Genomic DNA, 18,652 nt, shown 5'->3' with positions numbered 1-18,652 from the left:
TCACGTTTTCTAAATTCAGCGATGCTTTTTAAGAATAAGAATTATTATATTAAAAGGATAAGCAAAGAAATAAGTGGAGATGGCGGGAATTGAACCCGCGTCCTAAAAACAATACTATAAGCTTCTACAAGCTTATCTAGTATTTTATTAAGCAATATGGTTTGGAAATACTAGCAAACCGCCAAATTGCTCTCAAGTATAAAAGTCCCTAAAAATCACCTTGAAAACATTTTTAAGCAAGCTTCGATGTCAAAAAGAGTATAAGTGAACCTCAAAGCCAAATTCAACAAAACCCTCTGCTAACTTAAGCAGCCATTACAAGATTTGAGCTTGTAAAGTTATTATTTTTTGCATTTATTTTAGAAGTTTTAAGAGATTCCCTCTGCCTGCAACTTACAATATTAGCATTTTTAGTCAAATCCAAAACATCCCCTCATATAGGGCCACTATAACATAATTTTAAGAAAACAACAATACTACCTTATTTGAAAAAAGTAAGCTAAAATTTTATAATAAAAAATCCGATATTAGTAAAAGGTAATTTTATGTTTAATGAAATTTTATGGTTTGCCATGCTACTTACTACTTATTCATTTTTAATTATTGTGTCCCTTTTTTTTAAAAAAAACGGATTATTTGCATGGGTTGCAGTAGCAATTATTATAGCAAACATTCAAGTTTTAAAACAAATTACAATATTTGGAATTAATGCTACATTGGGCAACATTATTTATGCATCATCATACATTGCAACAGACATTCTCTCAGAATTTTATGGGAAAAAAACTTCAAAAAAAGCCGTTTATATTGGATTTATTAGCTTTATTGTCTTTGCAGTATTAACAAATGCACAAATTCACTTTATATCAAATAGAACTCAAGAAAATTTTAAAAGTTTAGAAAACATTTTCTCTTCAATACCAGCTTTACTATTAGCCTCTCTCACTGCATACCTAGTATCCCAATTAAACGACGTATATCTATATCAGTTTATTAAAAAAAAATTCCCTAAGTTTTTATTTATTAGAACCAATGGATCAACATTAATAAGTGGCTTAATAGATACAACAATTTTTGTAGGCATAGCAACATATTTTAAAGTATTTCCAAGGCAAGCTTTCCTAGATATAGTAATTTCCACATATCTAATTAAAGGTTTAGCGGGAATTTTGGGAACGCCTTTTATATATTTTGCAAAATATATAAAACTTCAAAAATGAAAAAGTTAATTTGCATAAATAAAAAACTTTATCTGAGGTAATTAATCTGATACAATTAAATGTCATGAATAAAGATATGTTTGATTTAAGCTTGTGGATAGGAATGTTTCTATTTACATACATAACATTGGGAATTCTTTACCGATTTTTCGGAAAATCCGGACTTTTTTGTTTTAACGCAATTATTTCTACAATATCAAATATTATAATATTAAGAAATTTAAAAGCATTTGGAATGTCCTTAAATTTATCAGGCATTACTTTTTTATCGGCATCATTCTCTTTAAACTTAATGATAGAAAAATACAGCAAAAAAGAAGCAACAAATTCAGTGATATTAAGCCTTTTGTTAAACATAACTTTCACAATTATGATTAATTTTATGATATTATTCAATCATAATAAATTAGACACCTCAGATATTCATTTTAAAATACTGTTTAATAACTTTACATACATTTTAACAATATTAATTGGAACGTATGTATTTTTTCTATCCCAATACATAAACATTTTACTATATAATTATTTTAAGCAAATAAAAATAAAATCTTTATGGATAATTCACCCTTTATCAAGACTAATTTCTGGATATCTGGCTAATTTGCTAGTTTCAATATCTATAAATACAATACTTAAATTCTACCCTGAAACAAAAAATATCGAGCTTACAAGAGGCTCTCTAATTATTACATTAATAATAATTGCAATCGATACCATTTTTTATCTATTTCTAAATTCTTGGAAAAAAATAAAAGAGGTTTAAGGATTAATAAGATTTTCAATAAATTGATAATTTTTAACAACTTGTCTATAATATTTTAATCTCAAATTTGATTTTTCAACTTCATTTAACAAGTAATCAATGCTACTTTTTCTTAAGCGAATCAATAAAGAATACATGACTATAGCAACAGCTACAGAAATATTATAACTTTGAGTAAATCCATACATAGGTATTTTTACATATAAATCAGCAGCCTGCAATACTTCTGCACTAAGCCCTGTTAATTCAGTCCCAAAAAATACCGCCATTTTATTATTAATTGCAAAATTTTCAAGATTTATTGATCTGGGATTCAAAGATGTGGCCACTATACTATATCCATCAGACTTTAACTTATCAATTGCAAACTTAGAATTTTTATACTTATTTAAATTTATCCATTGTGAAGATCCTAAAGTAACATCTGGATTTAAAGTATGCTTATTCTTTTTTTCAATAACATGAACATCACTAAGTCCTAAAATTTCGCCTGTTCTAATAGTAGCACTTGCATTTTGAGACTGAAAAATGTCTTCTAACACAAATGTTAAATAATTAGTGCGAATACTTAATACTTTCTCAATCCTAGCTTTTTTTTCATCTGTAATAAATTTAGACAAAACACCTATTCTTTTTAATACATCATTATCCATAATAAAAATTAAATTTTAAAAATAACAAATACGTCCTTTAATATATTTCAAATTACAAACTATTTCTTATATAATACAAAAATGAAAGTAAAAATTGAAGAATCTTGGAAAGAAGTTTTAAATAATGAATTTAACAAAGAATACTTTAAAAAACTTGTGAGATTTATAAAACATGAATATAAAACAAAAAATGGGAAAATATTTCCTCCTCCAAAACTTATATTCAATGCTTTTAATTCTTTACCATTTAAAGACATAAAAGTGGTAATAATTGGACAAGATCCATACCATGGGAAAAACCAAGCAAATGGACTTGCTTTTTCTGTAGATTCAAAAATCAAAATTCCACCATCTTTGCAAAACATATTTAAAGAAATAGAAAAAAGTTTAAAAATAAAAACAATCCCAAACGGAGATTTAAAAAGATGGGCAATTCAAGGTGTGTTTCTAATAAATACAATCTTAACAGTCGAGGAAGGCAAGCCTTCTTCTCATAAAGCTATTGGATGGGAAATTTTTACAGATGAAGTAATAAAAATAATCTCTAAAAATTTGAAAAACATTGTGTTTATGCTTTGGGGCAATTTAGCAAGAAGTAAAAAAGGACTAATTGACCCAACAAAGCATCTAATTCTTGAAACAAGCCATCCATCTCCATATTCAGCAAACAATGGGTTTTTAGGATCAAATCATTTTAGTAGTGCTTTAAATTATTTAAAAAACCACAATAAAAATATAATAAACTTTCAATAAAATTAATATAAGTTATTTAAAATTCCTTTATGTAAAAAGCTTTGCGCAAATATATTCATAGCACATGCAAATAATAACAGTAAACAATTTAAATTATTTTTCTTTCAAATTGTTTTCTTTAATTTCATTAATATTAGTATCTGATTCATTACTCTCATCATCCCAGAAAGTTGAACTATTCTTGTTTTCAGTCTTTATATCATTTAAAAAGCTATTATCTGCTCTTCTGGTATTTAGAAAAGATAACAAAACTACAAAGATAAAAAAGAGTGCTATAAAAAATCCAGTAATTTTTACAGCAACACTTGAAGACTTTGCTCCAAAAATAGAAGAACTACCGCCTCCAAAAACACCGCCTATTCCATCACCCTGCTCATCTTGAATTAAAACTAAAAGGATAATAAAAATTGAAACAATCACAAAAATTATAAAAATAAAAAATCTAACCAAATCCAAAACAAAAACCTCTTTAACTAAAGAACATTATTAATTATAGATAAAAAAGATTCAGCCTTTAAAGATGCTCCACCTATTAACGCACCATCAATATTGGGCTCATTCATAAGCTCCTTTATATTGCTTGAATTAACAGAGCCTCCATACTGAATTATAATACTATCTGAAGCTGACTTTGAATAAAGCTTCATGATCTCAAGTCTAATTGCCTTATGAACCTCTTCTGCTTCCTCTTTAGTTGCGGTTTTACCCGTTCCAATTGCCCAAACAGGTTCATAAGCTAAAATTATCCTTTTAATATCTGATTCAGGAACACAGTTTAACCCCTTTTTAACCTGATTTAAAACAACGTCCAAAGTTTTTCCAGAATCTCTTTCATCAAGAGTTTCTCCAACACAAAGAATTAAGTATTTAAAAGGATGCTTAAGTCCTGCAAGAATCTTTTTATTTATTATTTCATCTGTTTCTGCTAAATACAATCTACACTCAGAATGACCAAGGATAACATATTCTACTCCAAATTCTAAAAGCATTGAAGGTGAAATTTCACTTGTCCTTGCTCCACTTTCCATATAAGACATATTTTGAGCACCAAGAAGAATATTACTGCCCTTAATACATTCTGAAACCTTAGATAAAGCCGTAAATGGAGGAGTTATCATTATTACAACATCATCTTTTAAGGTCTTAACCTCAGTTGCAATTTTTTTTGCAACAATAGAAGCTTCTGAACTTGTATAATGCATTTTCCAATTTCCCGCTAAAAATGTTTTTCTCATTTTAATCCTCCAAAACCTTAATGCCCGGTAAAATTCTCCCTTCAAGGTATTCAAGTGATGCACCACCACCTGTTGAAACATGGGTAATCTTATCAGATAAATTAAATTTATTAACAGCTGCAACAGAATCTCCACCACCAACAACAGTTAAACCTGAGCAAGATGCCACCATTTCGGCAACCTTAGCAGTTCCTTTTGAAAATAAATCAAATTCAAATACACCAAGAGGACCATTCCAAATTATAGTTTTGGCGGTTTTTACAACCTTTTCAATTTCTTTTAAAGTATTGACTCCAATATCCATGCCAATCTTGTTTTCAGGAATATTAAAGGAATCAATATACTCAGGAGTTGAATTTTTATCAAAATCACTAGCTACAATATGATCAAGCGGTAAAATTACTTTAACACCCAGCTCTTTTGCTTTCCTTAAAAAAGAAGAGGCTATATCAATATATTCATCCTCTAAAAGAGATTTGCCTATAGAATATCCTTGGGAATGCAAAAAAGTATAAGCCATTCCACCACCAATCATAACTACATTTGACTTTGACAAAAGTGATTCTAATACCGCAATCTTTGAAGAAACCTTAGAACCACCAATAATTGAAACAAATGGCCTTTCAGGATTTTTTAATACTCCGCCAAGAAATTTATCTTCTTTTTCCATTAAAAATCCACCAAAAGATGGCAAATAATCAGAAACCCCTACAGTTGAAGCATGAGCTCTATGAGCTGCACCAAAGGCATCATTTACAAAAACATCTCCATTCTCAGAAAGTTTTTTTGCAAAATTTTTATCGTTTTTCTCTTCTTCTGCATAAAACCTTACATTTTCAAGTAATACAACATCCCCATCCTTCATTTGCAAGGTACTATTTACAATTTCACTTCCAATACAATCAGAAAGCATCTTGACATCTTGGTCTAAAAGCTCTGATAATCTATTGGCAACGGGTTTAAGAGAATATTTAGGATTTTTCTTTCCCTCTGGTCTACCCAAATGACTTACAAGCACAATCCTAGCTCCTCTTTCTTTTAGATACTCTATTGTGGGCAATGCAGCCTTAATTCTAGTATCATCACTAATGTTCCCCTCTTTTAGGGGAACATTAAAATCACATCTTACTAAAGCTCGCTTACCCGCAAAGCTACTAAAGTCTTTTACTGTTTTTATTGACATTTTATTACCTTAAGCCTACTTATCTTAAAAGTTTTTGAGCAAGATCTACAACTCTTGTAGAATATCCAAATTCATTATCATACCATGACAGCACCTTTGCAAATCCATTTTCAAGAACCATTGTCTCAAGGCCATCAACAATAGAAGAATGAGAATTTCCCTTTATATCTGAAGATACAATTGGATCTTCCGTATACCCCAAAATACCTTTAAGCTCAGACGTTTCTGATGCCTTCTTGAGTACAGAATTAATCTCTTCTTTTGTAACATCTTTTTTCTTGAGTTGAACTGTAAGATCAACAATTGAACCTGTTGGCACGGGCACCCTCATTGAAGTCCCATTTAACTTACCCTTAAGTTCAGGCAAAACAAGTCCAACTGCTTTTGCAGCACCGGTTGAAGTTGGAATAATAGAAAGTGCAGCAGCTCTTGCTCGTCTAAGATCAGAATGAGGAAGATCCAAAATTCTTTGATCATTAGTATAAGCATGAACAGTTGTCATAAGTCCTTGTTCAATTCCAAATGATTCATGAAGTACTTTTGCAAGAGGAGCCAAGCAATTGGTTGTACATGAAGCATTTGACACAGCCTTTAAATCAGAATTAATATCGTGATCATTTACACCAAGAACTATTGTTTTAATCTCGTCTTTAGCAGGAACTGTTAAAATAACTTTCTTAGCCCCAGCATGATTCACATGATCAAGATATCCCCCTTTATCACTAGTTGCTGATGAAAAAACACCTGTTGCCTCAATTACAACATCAATTCCAAGCTTTGCCCAAGGAAGATTTTTTGGGTCTCTCTCAGCAATAATTTTTATTTCTCTTCCATCCACAACAATAGCACCATCTCTTGACTCAACTTTTTTATTATATACTCCAAAAGTCGAATCATACTTTAAAAGATGTGCAAGAGTTTTAGGATCTGTTAAATCATTTATTGCCACAATATCAATTCCTCTTTCAAAAGCAATCTTAAAAACATTTCTACCAATACGACCAAAGCCATTAATAGCCAATTTCATACAAAATCCTCCAATTTTTTGATTTTATTCTTACTAAAATTATTAAATCATAAATTAATAACAAGTGTCAAACTATCTTTTTATAAGCACAGTAGCTCCTTCTTGGATATAATCCTTTAAAAAAGTAGAAGATTTTATAGTGCCTCTAGAAATATAATCACTTATATCCTCAATTAAAATCTCTCCTAAAATATCTGATTTTTTGTAAACAATAAAACCAGAATCTCTAGTATCACTGTTTAACGCGCCCTCTTTAAGAATCAAAAAAACATCCCCCTTTACAACACTGTTTACTTGCCCAAGATTAATAAGAGCATCGTCATTTTTAATTTGAAGAATCTTTCCTTTCTTTGGCAAATAATCATGAAAATCTTTTGAAAGAGAATTTAAAGCATTGCTTAAATAATTAATACCCCCCACATCATAAGAGAAAGAAACAACCTTAATCCCTGTTTTACCTGAAAAAATATTCACTACCAAAGTGGCTGTATTTTTTAAAATATCTGCCTTAAAATCAAAAATTAAAAATAAATCCAAATTATTATTTCTTGAATAAGAAAATCCTTCGGAAAAATTATTAATCAAATAGTCTCTATTTTTATTGTAATCAAAATTATAGTTAACTATTTCCATATTTAAATTACGTTCAAGCACCCTTTCAGCGTATCTTAATATCAAATCATTTGCCCCAAAAAACTTATTCTCACTTTGAGTAAAAATTGCCATTTTATAAACCACTCTGTCATCGTAAAGCTTATTAAAATCAGCAATGCTTTTATATCCATATTTATAAAATAAAGACTTCCTAATATCAAAAGACACAACGTCATAAAAATCTAAAATTCTAGAATCAATAGAATTTCTCTGTTTTGCTAAATAAAAGAGCTGCTCATAGGCCATAATATCTAAATTCATCAGCTTATATATTTTTGAAAGCAAAAACCTAGCACTATCATTATCGGGCCAAATATCAACAGCATTTTTTGCATTAAACAATGCCTTATTTAAATTTAAAGACTTAAAAGCTTTAAGACCCTCATTTTCATAATGCTTAGAAATTTTAGCATTGGAATTATTTTTCAAAAAATTTCTAAAATTAGATGCAAAAAAACTCTCCTCAAGAGCAATATTATAAAATTCTAAGTCTTTTTTAAGATTTTTAGCTCGCTCCAAATTTAAAATAGCCTTTTCAATATCTCCAAATTTTAAGTAAGAATACCCCAATAAATAATAAAGCTCATCAGAATCCTTATTAACCAAAATAGCTTTCTGCAAGGCTTCTATTGCATCCTCATATTTAAATTCATGCAAATAAACAAGCGCAAGCAATCGATACGCATCAACAACCCCAAAATCTTTATAAGAGCTTTCAATTAAAGCCAAATAATTTAAAGCATACTTTTCAGCAAGCCCCAAATTATTAATACTAATGTAAAATTCAGCCACTCTTTTATGAAAATCTGGAAAAGATAAAAAATTTACCCTGACTTTATTTATCAAATGCCTAATCTTGTCATGCATTCCTAGCCTTTGATAAATATCAATAAGATGTTCAAAAGCACTATAATTATTTTGACTATAATCAAGAATAGATAAATAATAATTAGCAGCGGCTATAAATAATCCATTTTTTTCAAAAATTGAAGCAAGTCCAACCAAAGCATCAATATTATTTCTCTGTTTAACTAAAACCTCAGAATAGATTTTTTTTGCTTGAGCAATTTTATTATTTTTTAATAGTATATTTGCATAAAGAATTTTATACTCAGTATCCTCATTAGACATTTTAGAAGCTTTCTCTATAAAAAATTGTGCTTGAGTATATATCTTAAGGGAATAGTAAATTGATGCAATAAATTTATAAGCTTCATAATAATTAGGATTAATTTTTATAGCCTCAACAAGCTCATCAATAGCATCATAATACCTTTTAGATAAATAATACTCACGGGCCTTTTGATAATGTCCTAATGCTGTAGCATCACTTCCCAATAGTACACTAAAATTAAAAAGGAATAACATTAAAAACCGATTAAAATTCATAAACCTTCCTTCTCGGAAATCTTTATTACCTTAATATTTCTTTGCTGCATATTTTTAATCGAAAAAACCAAATTGTTATATTCCACCTTTTCATTTTTCAAAGGAATCCTCCCAAAAAGATCATAAACGAAACCCCCAAGAGTATCAAAGTCTCCATTTGGCAAATTTAAATTAAGTTTCTCATTTAAATCCTCTATTAAAATTCTTGCATCGCAAAGATAAGACCCATCATCAAGACAAACAATTTCATCAAGCTCATTGTCAAATTCATCTTGAATGTCACCTACTATCTCTTCAAGAATATCCTCAAGAGTTACAAGCCCTGAAACCCCACCATACTCATCAACCACAATTGCAATATGAACATGATTTTCTTGAAATTCTTTTAAAAGAGAGTCTGTTTTTTTGCTTTCAGGAACAAACATAACCTTTCGCATAATATCTTTTAAGTCTATTTCGTAGAAATCTTTCTTACACATATGCAATAGTATGTCTCTTGTATGAATTATCCCAACAATATTGTCAATAGTACCATGATACACAGGAAATCTTGAATGACTGCTAGATGTTACAACCTTTAAAAGCTCGTCCTTGCTCTTAGCATAATCAACAAATATAACTCCTATCCTAGGAATCATAATCTCTTTTACAATAGTCTCTTTCAGCGCATTGAAATTTCTTATCAAAGAAGTTCCAATATTCGACTTATCTTCAAGATCATTTTCTGGGCTTCCTTTTTTCTTCTTTTTGCTTTTAAAATTAAAAAATCCCAACATCTAAAATACCCTTTTATTTTCTCTTAAGATATTTTCTTGAAGAATCAACATACCTTCCTTTTGAAAATCATTAGTTTCATGTTTATACCCCATTAAATGCAAAATCCCATGAATAGTGACACGCTGAAGTTCTTCATAAATTTCAACATTAAACTCTTGCGCGCTAAATTTTAAATATTCAAAAGATATGACAAGATCTCCTTGTATTTTATAATTTATACAATCAACCAAATTTTCGTTATGCTCATTATGTTCATTATAATTAAAAGAAAGAACATCGGTTGGCTCGTTCTTGTTTCTAAATTTCTTGTTCAATTCTTGTATATAAACATTATCACAAAGAATCACTGAAAGTTCAAAATCGCTAATAGAAAGAGCATTCAAAACAGATATAATAAAATCATAAAAAACACTAAGATGTTCAAATTTAACATTTTCTACAAATAAATTCAAATCAGATCTGGACAAATTAAATATACCCTAGAATAATCCATATATAACTTACAAATATGATTAATCGCTATAGCAATCAAATTATTTTATTTTGCAAACTAAAAACCAAAAAAGTCCTTAATTATGTTTTCAAAAGCATCTTCTTGTAAAAAGCCAACAGAAACCTTTGGCTTACCATCAATAGGAATAAAAAGAATAGTTGGAAGACTTTGTACTCCAAGCACAGAAGAAATATCGTGCTCTTTGTCTGTATCTACTTTGTAAAAATCAATGCTATCCTCGTACTTTTTAGAAAGTTTTTCAAAAATCGGAGAAAGCATCTTACATGGACCACACCAATTAGCATAAAAATCAATTATTGCAGGCCTTGAGCCTCTAAAATTCCACTCTTTATTATTTTTATAATCAAAAACTTTAACAACAAAATCTTCTTTGGTTAAAGAAATAGCCATATATTTTACATGCCCCCCTATCGACTTAAAATTATATCACAAATACAATATTAATAATAAGGAATTATAAGAAATGAATCTAATGTTAATAACTTTCAATGAATTTAAAACAGGAATTTCACTAAATGATACTAGGGCAGAACATCTTGTTAAAATCTTAAAATTAAAAGATAACGACAAATTTAAATTTGGTATTCTTGGAGAGAAAAACATTTACCATTGCATTTACAAAAAAGATAAAAAACTATTTTTCAAGAAAATCTTTAAAATAGATGAATCTAATAAACTTAAAAAATTAAATGTACTAATTGGAATGATAAGACCAATCGTTGCCAAAAGAATCATAAAAGAACTTGCTAGCATTGGAATATACGAAATAATTTTTTTTAACACTGAGCTTACTGAAAAATCATATTTAAATTCTAAAATTTTTAAAAACAATGACTGCGAAAAACATTTAATAGCCGGAGCAATGCAAGGGAGAATAACGTACTTACCAAAAATAAAAATTATGAAAAATTTGAAAGACAGTCTTAAATATATTAAACAAGAAAATTTTGAAATAAAAATATTGCTTGAAAAAAATAGTGAAAAAAATTTAATTAATATAGAACAAATAAACAATGCAGCCATTATTGTGGGTCCTGAAAGAGGATTTACGGAAGAAGAAAAACAATTAATAGCGCAACATAATTTCTCCCCTTATAGCATATCCTCAAACATCTTAAGAACAGAAACAGCCATAATTGCTGCATCTATTATTGCAGCATCAAAACTAATTAATATGTGATTTTATATTAGATTTTTTTATCATTTGAAGTCAATCTGTTTGAGCACAATTAATTTATAACTGTTTGATTGATCAGCTTATCATAAATATAAAGCTCAATCGTAGAACCTTTTTGAACCTCATAGGGCAATTTAATCAATCCTCCTTTTGACTTAAAAGAATAAATTAAAGAATTTTTACCATCCAAGCCTTTTAACCTAACAGATATATCAACATAAGATGGATGTTGCCTTAATTTATAAGTTAAAATTCCAAAAACAATTTTATTGTCAACCTTGGGCCTTGCAATAGTAATTAAAATTTTATCTGATTCACTTATTTTAGTTTCGGGTGGAATAGACTGAAAAATAATATTTCCAAAATCACTAGTATTTGCCAAATCAATGTCAAAGTTAATGCTATCATTTAAAAGAGAAGCAATTGCATCTTTATAATAAATTCCAATATAATTTTTAACATGTTTTTCCAAACGATCTTTACCCTTACTAATTAAAAATTGAAGATCCGTTAAACCTGATATTTGACTACCTGGTGATGGATTTTGACGAATTATTATGCCTTTTGGCAATTCACTCTCAACCTCAAGAGGCTTAACAATATGATAAAGTAATTTAGAATTATCAAAAGAATTAGCATTTAAATTAATAATAACATCGTCAATGTTTTTGCCAATAAAATTATCAACTCTGTTTATTATAGCTCCTTTGCTAATGAAAATTATAACCTTATTGCCATGTCTTAAAACAGTTCCTGGTTTTGGGCCCTGATCTATTACTTTCCCTTTATCAAGAGCGCTTGAAGAAAATTTAAATTCAATATGCGGGATCAACTCTTTTCTCTGCAATTCAAGAACAGCATCCTCAATAGTAAGAGAATACAGATTTGGAACTACTGTAATCTCGTTATTTTCTAAAACCACAAAGAAAATTGCAAAAGAAACAATTAAAGATCCAAAAATAACTAAAAGCAATGCCTTAATTGTGGGTTTGGGCAAAATCAACATCTCATTATTGCAATTTTTATTACTCTGAGTCAGATCTAATTTATTTTTAAACAATTCGTCTTCATTAGAAAATTTATTTTCTAAATTGCCATTATTATTAAAACTAATATATCCCTCCTATTCTATTGAAGAAAACACTTGCCCTATTAGCTGCCTGCTCCCGTTATAAAAAGACTTAAAATCCAAAACCCTTCTTCCAGGTCTTTGAACTTCTAAAAGTAAAAGAATCCCCTCCCCGGTATTAACAAATAATCCTTTTTCGGGATTAAAATCAACAATTTCTCCTACTTTTCTCTGCTTATATAAATCTACTTCCAAAAAATCGGCGCGATGAAAAATAATGTCGCTATAATTAAGCCTAGCTCTTACAAGTGGCCAAGGATTGCACGCATTAATTTTGTTTTTAATCTCAAATGCACTTAGATTAAAATCTATAAATCCAGATTCTTTTTTAAAAAAAGAACAAAAAGTAGCTTCGCTTGATTTTTGAGGAATTCCCAAAAACCCCTTACTAATTTTTTCCAAAGCTTCTAGCACAAGGCTTGGACTGAGACTTGATACAAGTTTTGAAATATCATGACTTGTATCATAAGATCTTATTTTAAAATTTTTTTGCACTAAAATATTGCCACTATCCATTTCTAAAGCCATCCTCTGAATAGTAATACCACTAACACAATCACCATTTAAAATTGCAGATTGTATCGGAGAAACACCTCTATATTTGGGCAAAAGAGAGGGGTGGACATTAATACACCCCTTTGAAAAAAGATCTAAAAATTCTTTTTTAAAAATCTTGCCATAAGAAAAAACTACCATTAAATCTGGATTCAAATCTCTAACTAAATTTAATGTATTATCATCAAGAATCAAGGGATCAAAAACTTTAATACTCCTAGCAATAGCCTCTGCCTTTATTATATTTTGGCTCAACTTTTGTCCTCTACCCTTAGGTTTATCAGGCAAAGTCAAAACCCCCACCACTTCATAATGCTTTACAATCTCCTTGAAAACTTCTAAAGCAATAGAAGAAGAGCTTACAAAAAATATTTTCATTTTGCCTTAAGCCCTCTTTCTCTCATATAAGGCTTTAACAATTTATTTCTTAACTTTTCTTCGTAATAATCAATAAAAAGAACTCCATTTAAATGATCCATTTCATGCTGAATAATTCTTGCCAAAAAATCAGAATTTTCTATAGTAAAAGATTTACCATTCTCATCATGAAAATTCACCACAATGGCCTTAGGCCTCTTTAAATCATAATAAACTCCTGGTATACTTAAACACCCTTCTTTGTAAGAACTAAGCTCATAAGAAGTTTCTATGATTGAAGGATTAATAAAAACCAAAGGCCTTGCCATTTTATTCTCTCTAGCTACAAAAAGCGACAAATCAAGGCCTACTTGAGGAGCAGCAAGCCCAACCCCACCGCTAATATCCATCAATTCTATCATCTTTTTAGCATAATCTCTAATCTTATTGTCAATATTAGCAATTTGCTTTGTCTTAACGCGAAGCAAATCATTAGGATAAAATACCATTTCCATAAAACTCATCCTCCTTCAAAAAAAAAAAAAAGACACTTATTTTATTTTTCCAAAAAGCTTCCACTCCTCATTCCCCAATAATGAAAAATAAATATTACCGTTCCTGGACTTAGGAATAGCATAAAGCTTGTTTTCATTAATATCTTTAAAAACTAAAAATTCTTTAAGACCTGTATCAAAAAGAACAAGCTTTCTATCTTTACCATTAAGCTTTAATCGCCAATCACCTTTTAATGTCTTGTAAAAAAAGACTCTCTCATCAGCAGTATTAATCTCATAATCTTTTTGCTTTTTTAAAACACTTGTTGATTTTATAGCTCCCATAACATAGTTTAAAAAATCCTTATCAAATTGAACACTACTTAAAACAGCTCCTACATAAGCTGCCTTTATTTGCTCATTTTTAGAATCTACAAAAAAAATAGTTGGACTTTTTTGTAGATTAATTTTATTAAAAATTTCATTATCCTTATCGATAACTAAAAAAACACTTTTTCTAGATACCCTGTGAATAATTTCATCATTTGCAAAAGAGTTTAAAAAATCTTTTATTAAATTTTCTTTAATATCTCTGCCAACCAAAATTAAAACATTTTTACCTAATTTTTGAGCTTTTTTAATTGCAATCTCATAAGAACTCTCAAAAATAATATCTTCAGGCGGCAAAGAAAACAAATTTGAAAATCCTTGATTTAAAACCATTAAAAATGCAATTATAAATCTCATATTTTACTTGTTAGCTTTGCTAAAAATTCCAACTCTCCTTCATCAGCAAAACGCTCTTTTAAGGTTAAAAACACGAATTCATGATAATCATTGATATAATTTAACTCATCTTCTAAGAGCATTTCTTTTACTATTAATTCTTTTTCAAAAGGAACAAGAGTTAAATTCTCAAACTCTAAAAAAGCTCCAAAGTCATTTGTAAAAGCTTGCCTTACAAAAACTAAATTCTCAATTCTTATTCCGTGACTAAATGTTCGATAAAGACCAGGCTCAATTGAAACCACCTCAGATCCTTTAAAAAGATAATTAGAATTAGGACTAATCGAAACCGGAAGTTCATGAACATTGAGAAAAAACCCAACACCATGCCCAGTGCCATGAATAAAATTCAATTCATTTTTTAAAAGCGGCAATCTACAAATTCCATCAAGAAAAGCTCCAGAAGATCCATATGGGAACTTTAAAGAAGAAAGGTTAATGAAAGCCTTAAGAACCAAAGTATAATCACGCTTTTCTTCATCAGAAGCATCACCTATTAAAAAAACTCTTGTAACGTCTGTGGTACCAAGTCCAAAATACGAACCCCCAGAATCAATCAAAAGAAGTCCATTGGTATTTATTTTTTTGCCCCTTTTAGGCTTATAATGCGGAAGAGCTCCATTTTTTCTAAAACCAACTATTGAGTCAAAACTAGAACTAAAAAAATCTTTATTTAATTTTCTAAAATGCAAAAGCATATCAGCAATATCTATTTCATCTAATTCAGCCAATTCAACCTTGCTAAGACTTTTAAATTTACGTAAAAATTTAATCAATGCAATAGCATCAATAATATGCGCCTCTTTTATCTTAAGAAGTTCATAATCGGTTTTTAATGCCTTAAAACTGCTTATAATACTCTCTGCTAAAATGATATTAGCCTCTCCAAGAACTTTTAAAACCCTAACATTGGCATAAAATGAAACAAAAAATTTACCTTCGTGCTTTATTTTGTCCAAAAAACAGTAAAAATTACTGTAAGATTCTATTTCAAAATTTTCCATCTCAAGCGCTTCTTTAACGCTTAAATCAAGTTTTTTTATATCAACAAAAAGAACGTTTTTTCGATCTTTATTCCTAGATATTAAAAGAAATGAATAAAACAATGCTGATTCTTTAACATCAGAGCCTCTTAAATTCAATATCCAAGCAATCTCATCAAGAGCAGTAATAACATAAAAATCTGACAAATTCTTTTCTAAAATCAAACAAATAGATTTGATTTTTTCAGCTCTTTTATTATTCTTCTGAACATCATTCAATTCAAATATATGACTAAACTCAAGCTGGGGTCTAGATTTCCAAATTAAATCAATTAAATCTTGATTTAAAGACCTGATATGTGTATTTTTACATTTTTCAGACAACTCTTTATAAAACTTTATACTAATCTCGTCTGAATAAATTCCAAGCTTTGATTCTTGAAGATTTGAATTTATATACGTAAAAATGTCAGGGAATCCTTTTACTCCAAGCTTTATTAATACAACTTCAGTTCCCTTAAGCTCTTGCTCAGCCTGTAAAAAATACCTACCATCCGTAAAAAGAACAGCTTTGGATAATGTTACAATTACCGTACCAAAGCTACCAGAAAAACCTGTAATAAACTTACGAGTGCTATACCTTTCATGAGAATATTCACTAAAATGAGGATCATAGCCTGCTACCAAATAAGCATCAACTCCATTATCCCTCATATGATCTCTAAGTAAAGCTAATCTTTTATTAATATCCAAAAAAATCCCCTTTATACAACCTATTAATACTAGTATACCAAATAATTATCAATTTAAAAAAAATTTTTTATTTGATATAATTTAGCTTGAAATTAACTCCTAAAGGATAAAACATGAAAAATATTAAAGCGGTTGCTTCTGATCTTGACGGCACTCTTTTACTATCAAAAAGCTATATTGGAGCCTTTACAGAACTTGTAATTAAAAAATTAACAAAAGAAAAAAAGAAATTTATAATAGCAACAGGAAGAAGTAAGAATGAAATCATTCAAATTACAAAAAAAATAGATCAACTGCAAGTTTCATTTTTCATCACATTAAACGGAGCAAAAGTTTACAACCAAGAATGGAAATTAATAAAAAGCCATAATTTATCTGCTGAAGTGGTAAAGAAAATTTTAAATTTAAGAAACGAAAAATTTAGTCATATACCTCATTTTTTACATAAAGCAGATCAAAACGACGACCAATTAAATATTGACATCAAGACTAAAATTGCAATTGATCAATGCAAAAAATTGCAAAAACAATCCAATATCTTCAGACATGAAATAGTCAGCCCACTCAATAAAATTCAAGAAATTAAGGACTTTAGCGAACTTGAAAATTTTGAAAATGTTGCAAAAATAATATTGGCTGGCAGAGAAGAAAGCCTAATAGAATATGAAGCAATGATTTTAGAAAAATATAAAGGGGAAATAAATGCATACCTTTCCACTCCAAATTCACTAGAAATTGTAGATCATAAAGTCTCTAAAGGTAATGCATTAAAAGAAGTTCTTAAAACTATAAATATTGATTTAAGCGAAACCATAGCTTTTGGAGATGGATTTAATGATACTGATATGCTAGAAAATGTAAAAAAGGGATTACTAATGAGAAATGCAAATTATAGATTAAAAGCAATGCTTCCTTACTTAGAAGTAATAGGAACAAATGATGAAGAAGCTGTTGCAAACTACATTAATGAGAATGTTTTAGAAGAACCTATTCGGGAGGAATAAATGGAGAAAGATTTAATAAAATATGCAGAGCTTATAATTTTAAAGGGAATTAATTTACAAAAAAATCAATGTGTTTTAATTCAAGGTTCAATCGACAATTATAATTTTTTGAAAATATTAGCAAAAAAAGCTTATGAACATGGGGCTAAGTATGTCAAGCTAAATATTAAAGACATTGATATTCTAAAATCAAGATTAAAATTCTCACAAGAAGAAAGCTTGGTATTTATTCCAAATGCCGAAAAGAGCTTTTTAGAAGAAATGGTTCAAGATAAATGGGCAAGAATAAACGTCGATGATACAGAAAATTTTGAAGATTTAAAAGAAAGCAGCATTGGTCAAAAAATGTCAATTTATCAAAAATCCTTAAATCTGGCAAGCAAAACCTTGTCGCAGGCAATAATGAGTAACGAAATAGCTTGGTGCGTTGTTTGTGCGCCAGGTCCAAAATGGGCTTCCAAAGTTTTAAATAAAAAAGAAGGAAGTCAAACTTTAGAAGAATTTTTCAAAATACAAAAGAAAATATTGCTACTTGATAGAGAAGATCCAATCAAAAATTGGGAATCTCATGGGGAAAAGCTTCACAAAAGATGTAAAACATTAAATGAACTTAATCTAGAAAAGGTAATTTTTAAAAATGAAAAAACAAACTTGGAAGTATATTTGCTTGAAACTTCCCTATGGACAGGCGGAAGCGAAAAAGTAAAAGGAACAGAAATAGAATTCAATGCTAATATGCCAACAGAAGAAGTTTTTACAACTCCAAACTATAAAAAAACAAAAGGCATTGTGTACGCCACCCGCCCCGTTATGGTTCTTGAAACACTAATATCTGGGATATGGCTAAAATTCGAAAATGGAAAAGTTGTTGACTTTGGCTGTGATGATGAAAAGCAAAAAGAAATATTAAAATCTCACATTGAAACCGATATTCAAGCAAAATATATAGGAGAGGTAGCATTAGTTGACAGCAGTTCCCCTATTTATCAAAGCAATCTTATTTTTTACAGTACATTATATGATGAGAATGCAAGTTGTCACATAGCACTAGGAGCTGCATATCCGTCTTGTTTAAGCAATGAAGAAGATTTAAAGACCGATGTCGATAAACTAACTTATGGATGCAACGTTTCATTAATACATACAGATTTAATGATTGGAAGCGATGACTTGAATGTCATTGGCATGGACAAAAATGGAAAAGAACACACAATCATAAAAGCTGGTAAATTCGCAATATAAA

20 protein-coding genes and 1 other RNA gene are annotated in these 18,652 nt (G+C 29.3%); 6 read left to right on the top strand and 15 right to left on the bottom strand.

Translation table 11 applies throughout. The features are described 5' to 3' along the window. Positions 1 to 71: 71 nt before the first annotated feature. Positions 72 to 433, bottom strand: a transfer-messenger RNA (tmRNA) gene (gene ssrA / locus HNP67_RS04010). Between the two features lie 112 nt (positions 434 to 545). Here ssrA and HNP67_RS04005 point away from each other — a divergent pair. After that, entirely contained in the window at positions 546 to 1,220 is a 675-nt protein-coding gene (locus HNP67_RS04005) for a queuosine precursor transporter (RefSeq protein ID WP_184125161.1), read from the top strand. Positions 1,221 to 1,296: 76 nt separating this feature from the next. Then, a complete protein-coding gene (locus HNP67_RS04000) occupies positions 1,297 to 1,986 on the top strand; it encodes a queuosine precursor transporter (protein ID WP_184125283.1) in 690 nt (229 codons plus the stop codon). Here the strand turns inward: HNP67_RS04000 and HNP67_RS03995 are convergent. After that, on the bottom strand, positions 1,983 to 2,639 hold the full coding sequence (locus HNP67_RS03995) for a TrmH family RNA methyltransferase (protein ID WP_184125159.1): 657 nt from the start codon (positions 2,637 to 2,639) through the stop codon (positions 1,983 to 1,985). The genes HNP67_RS04000 and HNP67_RS03995 overlap by 4 nt on opposite strands. 81 nt (positions 2,640 to 2,720) lie before the next feature. Here HNP67_RS03995 and ung point away from each other — a divergent pair, with 81 nt between their 5' ends. Continuing rightward, positions 2,721 to 3,392 carry a uracil-DNA glycosylase gene (ung, locus tag HNP67_RS03990; protein ID WP_184125157.1) on the top strand — a complete coding sequence of 224 codons (672 nt, stop codon included), beginning with the start codon at positions 2,721 to 2,723 and terminating at the stop codon, positions 3,390 to 3,392. Between the two features lie 93 nt (positions 3,393 to 3,485). Here the strand turns inward: ung and secG are convergent, their stop codons facing one another. The 8 genes from secG to trxA all read right to left on the bottom strand — a co-directional run bounded on the left by secG (position 3,486) and on the right by trxA (position 10,561). Beyond that, a complete protein-coding gene (gene secG / locus HNP67_RS03985; protein WP_184125155.1) occupies positions 3,486 to 3,848 on the bottom strand; it encodes a preprotein translocase subunit SecG in 363 nt (120 codons plus the stop codon). A gap of 17 nt (positions 3,849 to 3,865) precedes the next feature. Then, complete coding sequence (tpiA, locus tag HNP67_RS03980; RefSeq protein WP_184125153.1) at positions 3,866 to 4,627, bottom strand: triose-phosphate isomerase; 762 nt, start codon at positions 4,625 to 4,627, stop codon at positions 3,866 to 3,868. Between the two features lies 1 nt (position 4,628). Then, entirely contained in the window at positions 4,629 to 5,810 is a 1,182-nt protein-coding gene (locus HNP67_RS03975) for a phosphoglycerate kinase (RefSeq protein ID WP_184125151.1), read from the bottom strand. Between the two features lie 19 nt (positions 5,811 to 5,829). Continuing rightward, positions 5,830 to 6,837 carry a type I glyceraldehyde-3-phosphate dehydrogenase gene (gene gap, locus HNP67_RS03970; RefSeq protein ID WP_184125149.1) on the bottom strand — a complete coding sequence of 336 codons (1,008 nt, stop codon included), beginning with the start codon at positions 6,835 to 6,837 and terminating at the stop codon, positions 5,830 to 5,832. Positions 6,838 to 6,909: 72 nt separating this feature from the next. Next, the gene (locus HNP67_RS03965; protein ID WP_184125147.1) at positions 6,910 to 8,880 is read right to left on the bottom strand and encodes a tetratricopeptide repeat protein; all 1,971 of its coding nucleotides are present in this window, start codon (positions 8,878 to 8,880) and stop codon (positions 6,910 to 6,912) included. After that, on the bottom strand, positions 8,877 to 9,656 hold the full coding sequence (locus HNP67_RS03960) for a hemolysin family protein (protein ID WP_184125145.1): 780 nt from the start codon (positions 9,654 to 9,656) through the stop codon (positions 8,877 to 8,879). The genes HNP67_RS03965 and HNP67_RS03960 overlap by 4 nt, the downstream gene beginning before the upstream one ends. Next, positions 9,657 to 10,124, bottom strand: a complete 468-nt coding sequence (gene ybeY, locus HNP67_RS03955; RefSeq protein ID WP_184125143.1) for an rRNA maturation RNase YbeY — start codon at positions 10,122 to 10,124, stop codon at positions 9,657 to 9,659. It lies immediately after the preceding gene. Positions 10,125 to 10,207: 83 nt separating this feature from the next. Beyond that, positions 10,208 to 10,561, bottom strand: coding sequence for a thioredoxin (gene trxA, locus HNP67_RS03950; RefSeq protein WP_184125141.1), 354 nt, complete (start codon positions 10,559 to 10,561; stop codon positions 10,208 to 10,210). Positions 10,562 to 10,634: 73 nt separating this feature from the next. On the opposite strand from trxA, the gene HNP67_RS03945 reads away from it, so the two are divergent. Continuing rightward, on the top strand, positions 10,635 to 11,351 hold the full coding sequence (locus HNP67_RS03945; RefSeq protein ID WP_184125139.1) for a 16S rRNA (uracil(1498)-N(3))-methyltransferase: 717 nt from the start codon (positions 10,635 to 10,637) through the stop codon (positions 11,349 to 11,351). A gap of 49 nt (positions 11,352 to 11,400) precedes the next feature. Here the strand turns inward: HNP67_RS03945 and HNP67_RS03940 are convergent, their stop codons facing one another. The 5 genes from HNP67_RS03940 to HNP67_RS03920 form a co-directional block, all read right to left on the bottom strand. Continuing rightward, the gene (locus tag HNP67_RS03940) at positions 11,401 to 12,408 is read right to left on the bottom strand and encodes a PASTA domain-containing protein (RefSeq protein ID WP_184125137.1); all 1,008 of its coding nucleotides are present in this window, start codon (positions 12,406 to 12,408) and stop codon (positions 11,401 to 11,403) included. A gap of 63 nt (positions 12,409 to 12,471) precedes the next feature. Further along, positions 12,472 to 13,410, bottom strand: a complete 939-nt coding sequence (fmt, locus tag HNP67_RS03935) for a methionyl-tRNA formyltransferase (protein WP_184125135.1) — start codon at positions 13,408 to 13,410, stop codon at positions 12,472 to 12,474. Continuing rightward, a complete protein-coding gene (gene def, locus HNP67_RS03930) occupies positions 13,407 to 13,904 on the bottom strand; it encodes a peptide deformylase (RefSeq protein WP_184125133.1) in 498 nt (165 codons plus the stop codon). The genes fmt and def overlap by 4 nt, the downstream gene beginning before the upstream one ends. Positions 13,905 to 13,940: 36 nt before the next feature. After that, positions 13,941 to 14,630, bottom strand: a complete 690-nt coding sequence (locus HNP67_RS03925; RefSeq protein WP_184125131.1) for a hypothetical protein — start codon at positions 14,628 to 14,630, stop codon at positions 13,941 to 13,943. Further along, positions 14,627 to 16,405, bottom strand: coding sequence for an aminopeptidase P family protein (locus HNP67_RS03920; RefSeq protein WP_184125129.1), 1,779 nt, complete (start codon positions 16,403 to 16,405; stop codon positions 14,627 to 14,629). Before HNP67_RS03920 ends, HNP67_RS03925 begins: the two co-directional genes overlap by 4 nt. 113 nt (positions 16,406 to 16,518) lie before the next feature. On the opposite strand from HNP67_RS03920, the gene HNP67_RS03915 reads away from it, so the two are divergent. Beyond that, complete coding sequence (locus tag HNP67_RS03915) at positions 16,519 to 17,409, top strand: HAD family hydrolase (RefSeq protein WP_184125127.1); 891 nt, start codon at positions 16,519 to 16,521, stop codon at positions 17,407 to 17,409. Further along, positions 17,410 to 18,651, top strand: a complete 1,242-nt coding sequence (locus HNP67_RS03910; protein ID WP_184125125.1) for an aminopeptidase — start codon at positions 17,410 to 17,412, stop codon at positions 18,649 to 18,651. Position 18,652 lies beyond the last annotated feature (1 nt).

It is taken from the genome of Borreliella californiensis (assembly GCF_014205885.1).
Taxonomy (GTDB): domain Bacteria; phylum Spirochaetota; class Spirochaetia; order Borreliales; family Borreliaceae; genus Borreliella; species Borreliella californiensis.
Note: the sequence above shows the minus strand (reverse complement) of the source record. Positions and strands in the feature narration are given on the sequence as shown.

Excerpts from the sequence above, each read along its gene's own strand:
- HNP67_RS04000 (WP_184125283.1), top strand. The coding sequence starts at position 1,297 with ATGTTTGATTTAAGCTTGTGGATAGGAATGTTTCTATTTACATACATA.
- HNP67_RS03975 (WP_184125151.1), bottom strand. The coding sequence starts at position 5,810 with ATGTCAATAAAAACAGTAAAAGACTTTAGTAGCTTTGCGGGTAAGCGA.
- HNP67_RS03910 (WP_184125125.1), top strand. The coding sequence starts at position 17,410 with ATGGAGAAAGATTTAATAAAATATGCAGAGCTTATAATTTTAAAGGGA.
- HNP67_RS03995 (WP_184125159.1), bottom strand. The coding sequence starts at position 2,639 with ATGGATAATGATGTATTAAAAAGAATAGGTGTTTTGTCTAAATTTATT.
- HNP67_RS03965 (WP_184125147.1), bottom strand. The coding sequence starts at position 8,880 with ATGAATTTTAATCGGTTTTTAATGTTATTCCTTTTTAATTTTAGTGTA.
- HNP67_RS03945 (WP_184125139.1), top strand. The coding sequence starts at position 10,635 with ATGAATCTAATGTTAATAACTTTCAATGAATTTAAAACAGGAATTTCA.
- ung (WP_184125157.1), top strand. The coding sequence starts at position 2,721 with ATGAAAGTAAAAATTGAAGAATCTTGGAAAGAAGTTTTAAATAATGAA.
- HNP67_RS03925 (WP_184125131.1), bottom strand. The coding sequence starts at position 14,630 with ATGAGATTTATAATTGCATTTTTAATGGTTTTAAATCAAGGATTTTCA.
- HNP67_RS03915 (WP_184125127.1), top strand. The coding sequence starts at position 16,519 with ATGAAAAATATTAAAGCGGTTGCTTCTGATCTTGACGGCACTCTTTTA.
- def (WP_184125133.1), bottom strand. The coding sequence starts at position 13,904 with ATGGAAATGGTATTTTATCCTAATGATTTGCTTCGCGTTAAGACAAAG.
- trxA (WP_184125141.1), bottom strand. The coding sequence starts at position 10,561 with ATGGCTATTTCTTTAACCAAAGAAGATTTTGTTGTTAAAGTTTTTGAT.
- gap (WP_184125149.1), bottom strand. The coding sequence starts at position 6,837 with ATGAAATTGGCTATTAATGGCTTTGGTCGTATTGGTAGAAATGTTTTT.
- HNP67_RS03960 (WP_184125145.1), bottom strand. The coding sequence starts at position 9,656 with ATGTTGGGATTTTTTAATTTTAAAAGCAAAAAGAAGAAAAAAGGAAGC.
- tpiA (WP_184125153.1), bottom strand. The coding sequence starts at position 4,627 with ATGAGAAAAACATTTTTAGCGGGAAATTGGAAAATGCATTATACAAGT.
- fmt (WP_184125135.1), bottom strand. The coding sequence starts at position 13,410 with ATGAAAATATTTTTTGTAAGCTCTTCTTCTATTGCTTTAGAAGTTTTC.
- HNP67_RS04005 (WP_184125161.1), top strand. The coding sequence starts at position 546 with ATGTTTAATGAAATTTTATGGTTTGCCATGCTACTTACTACTTATTCA.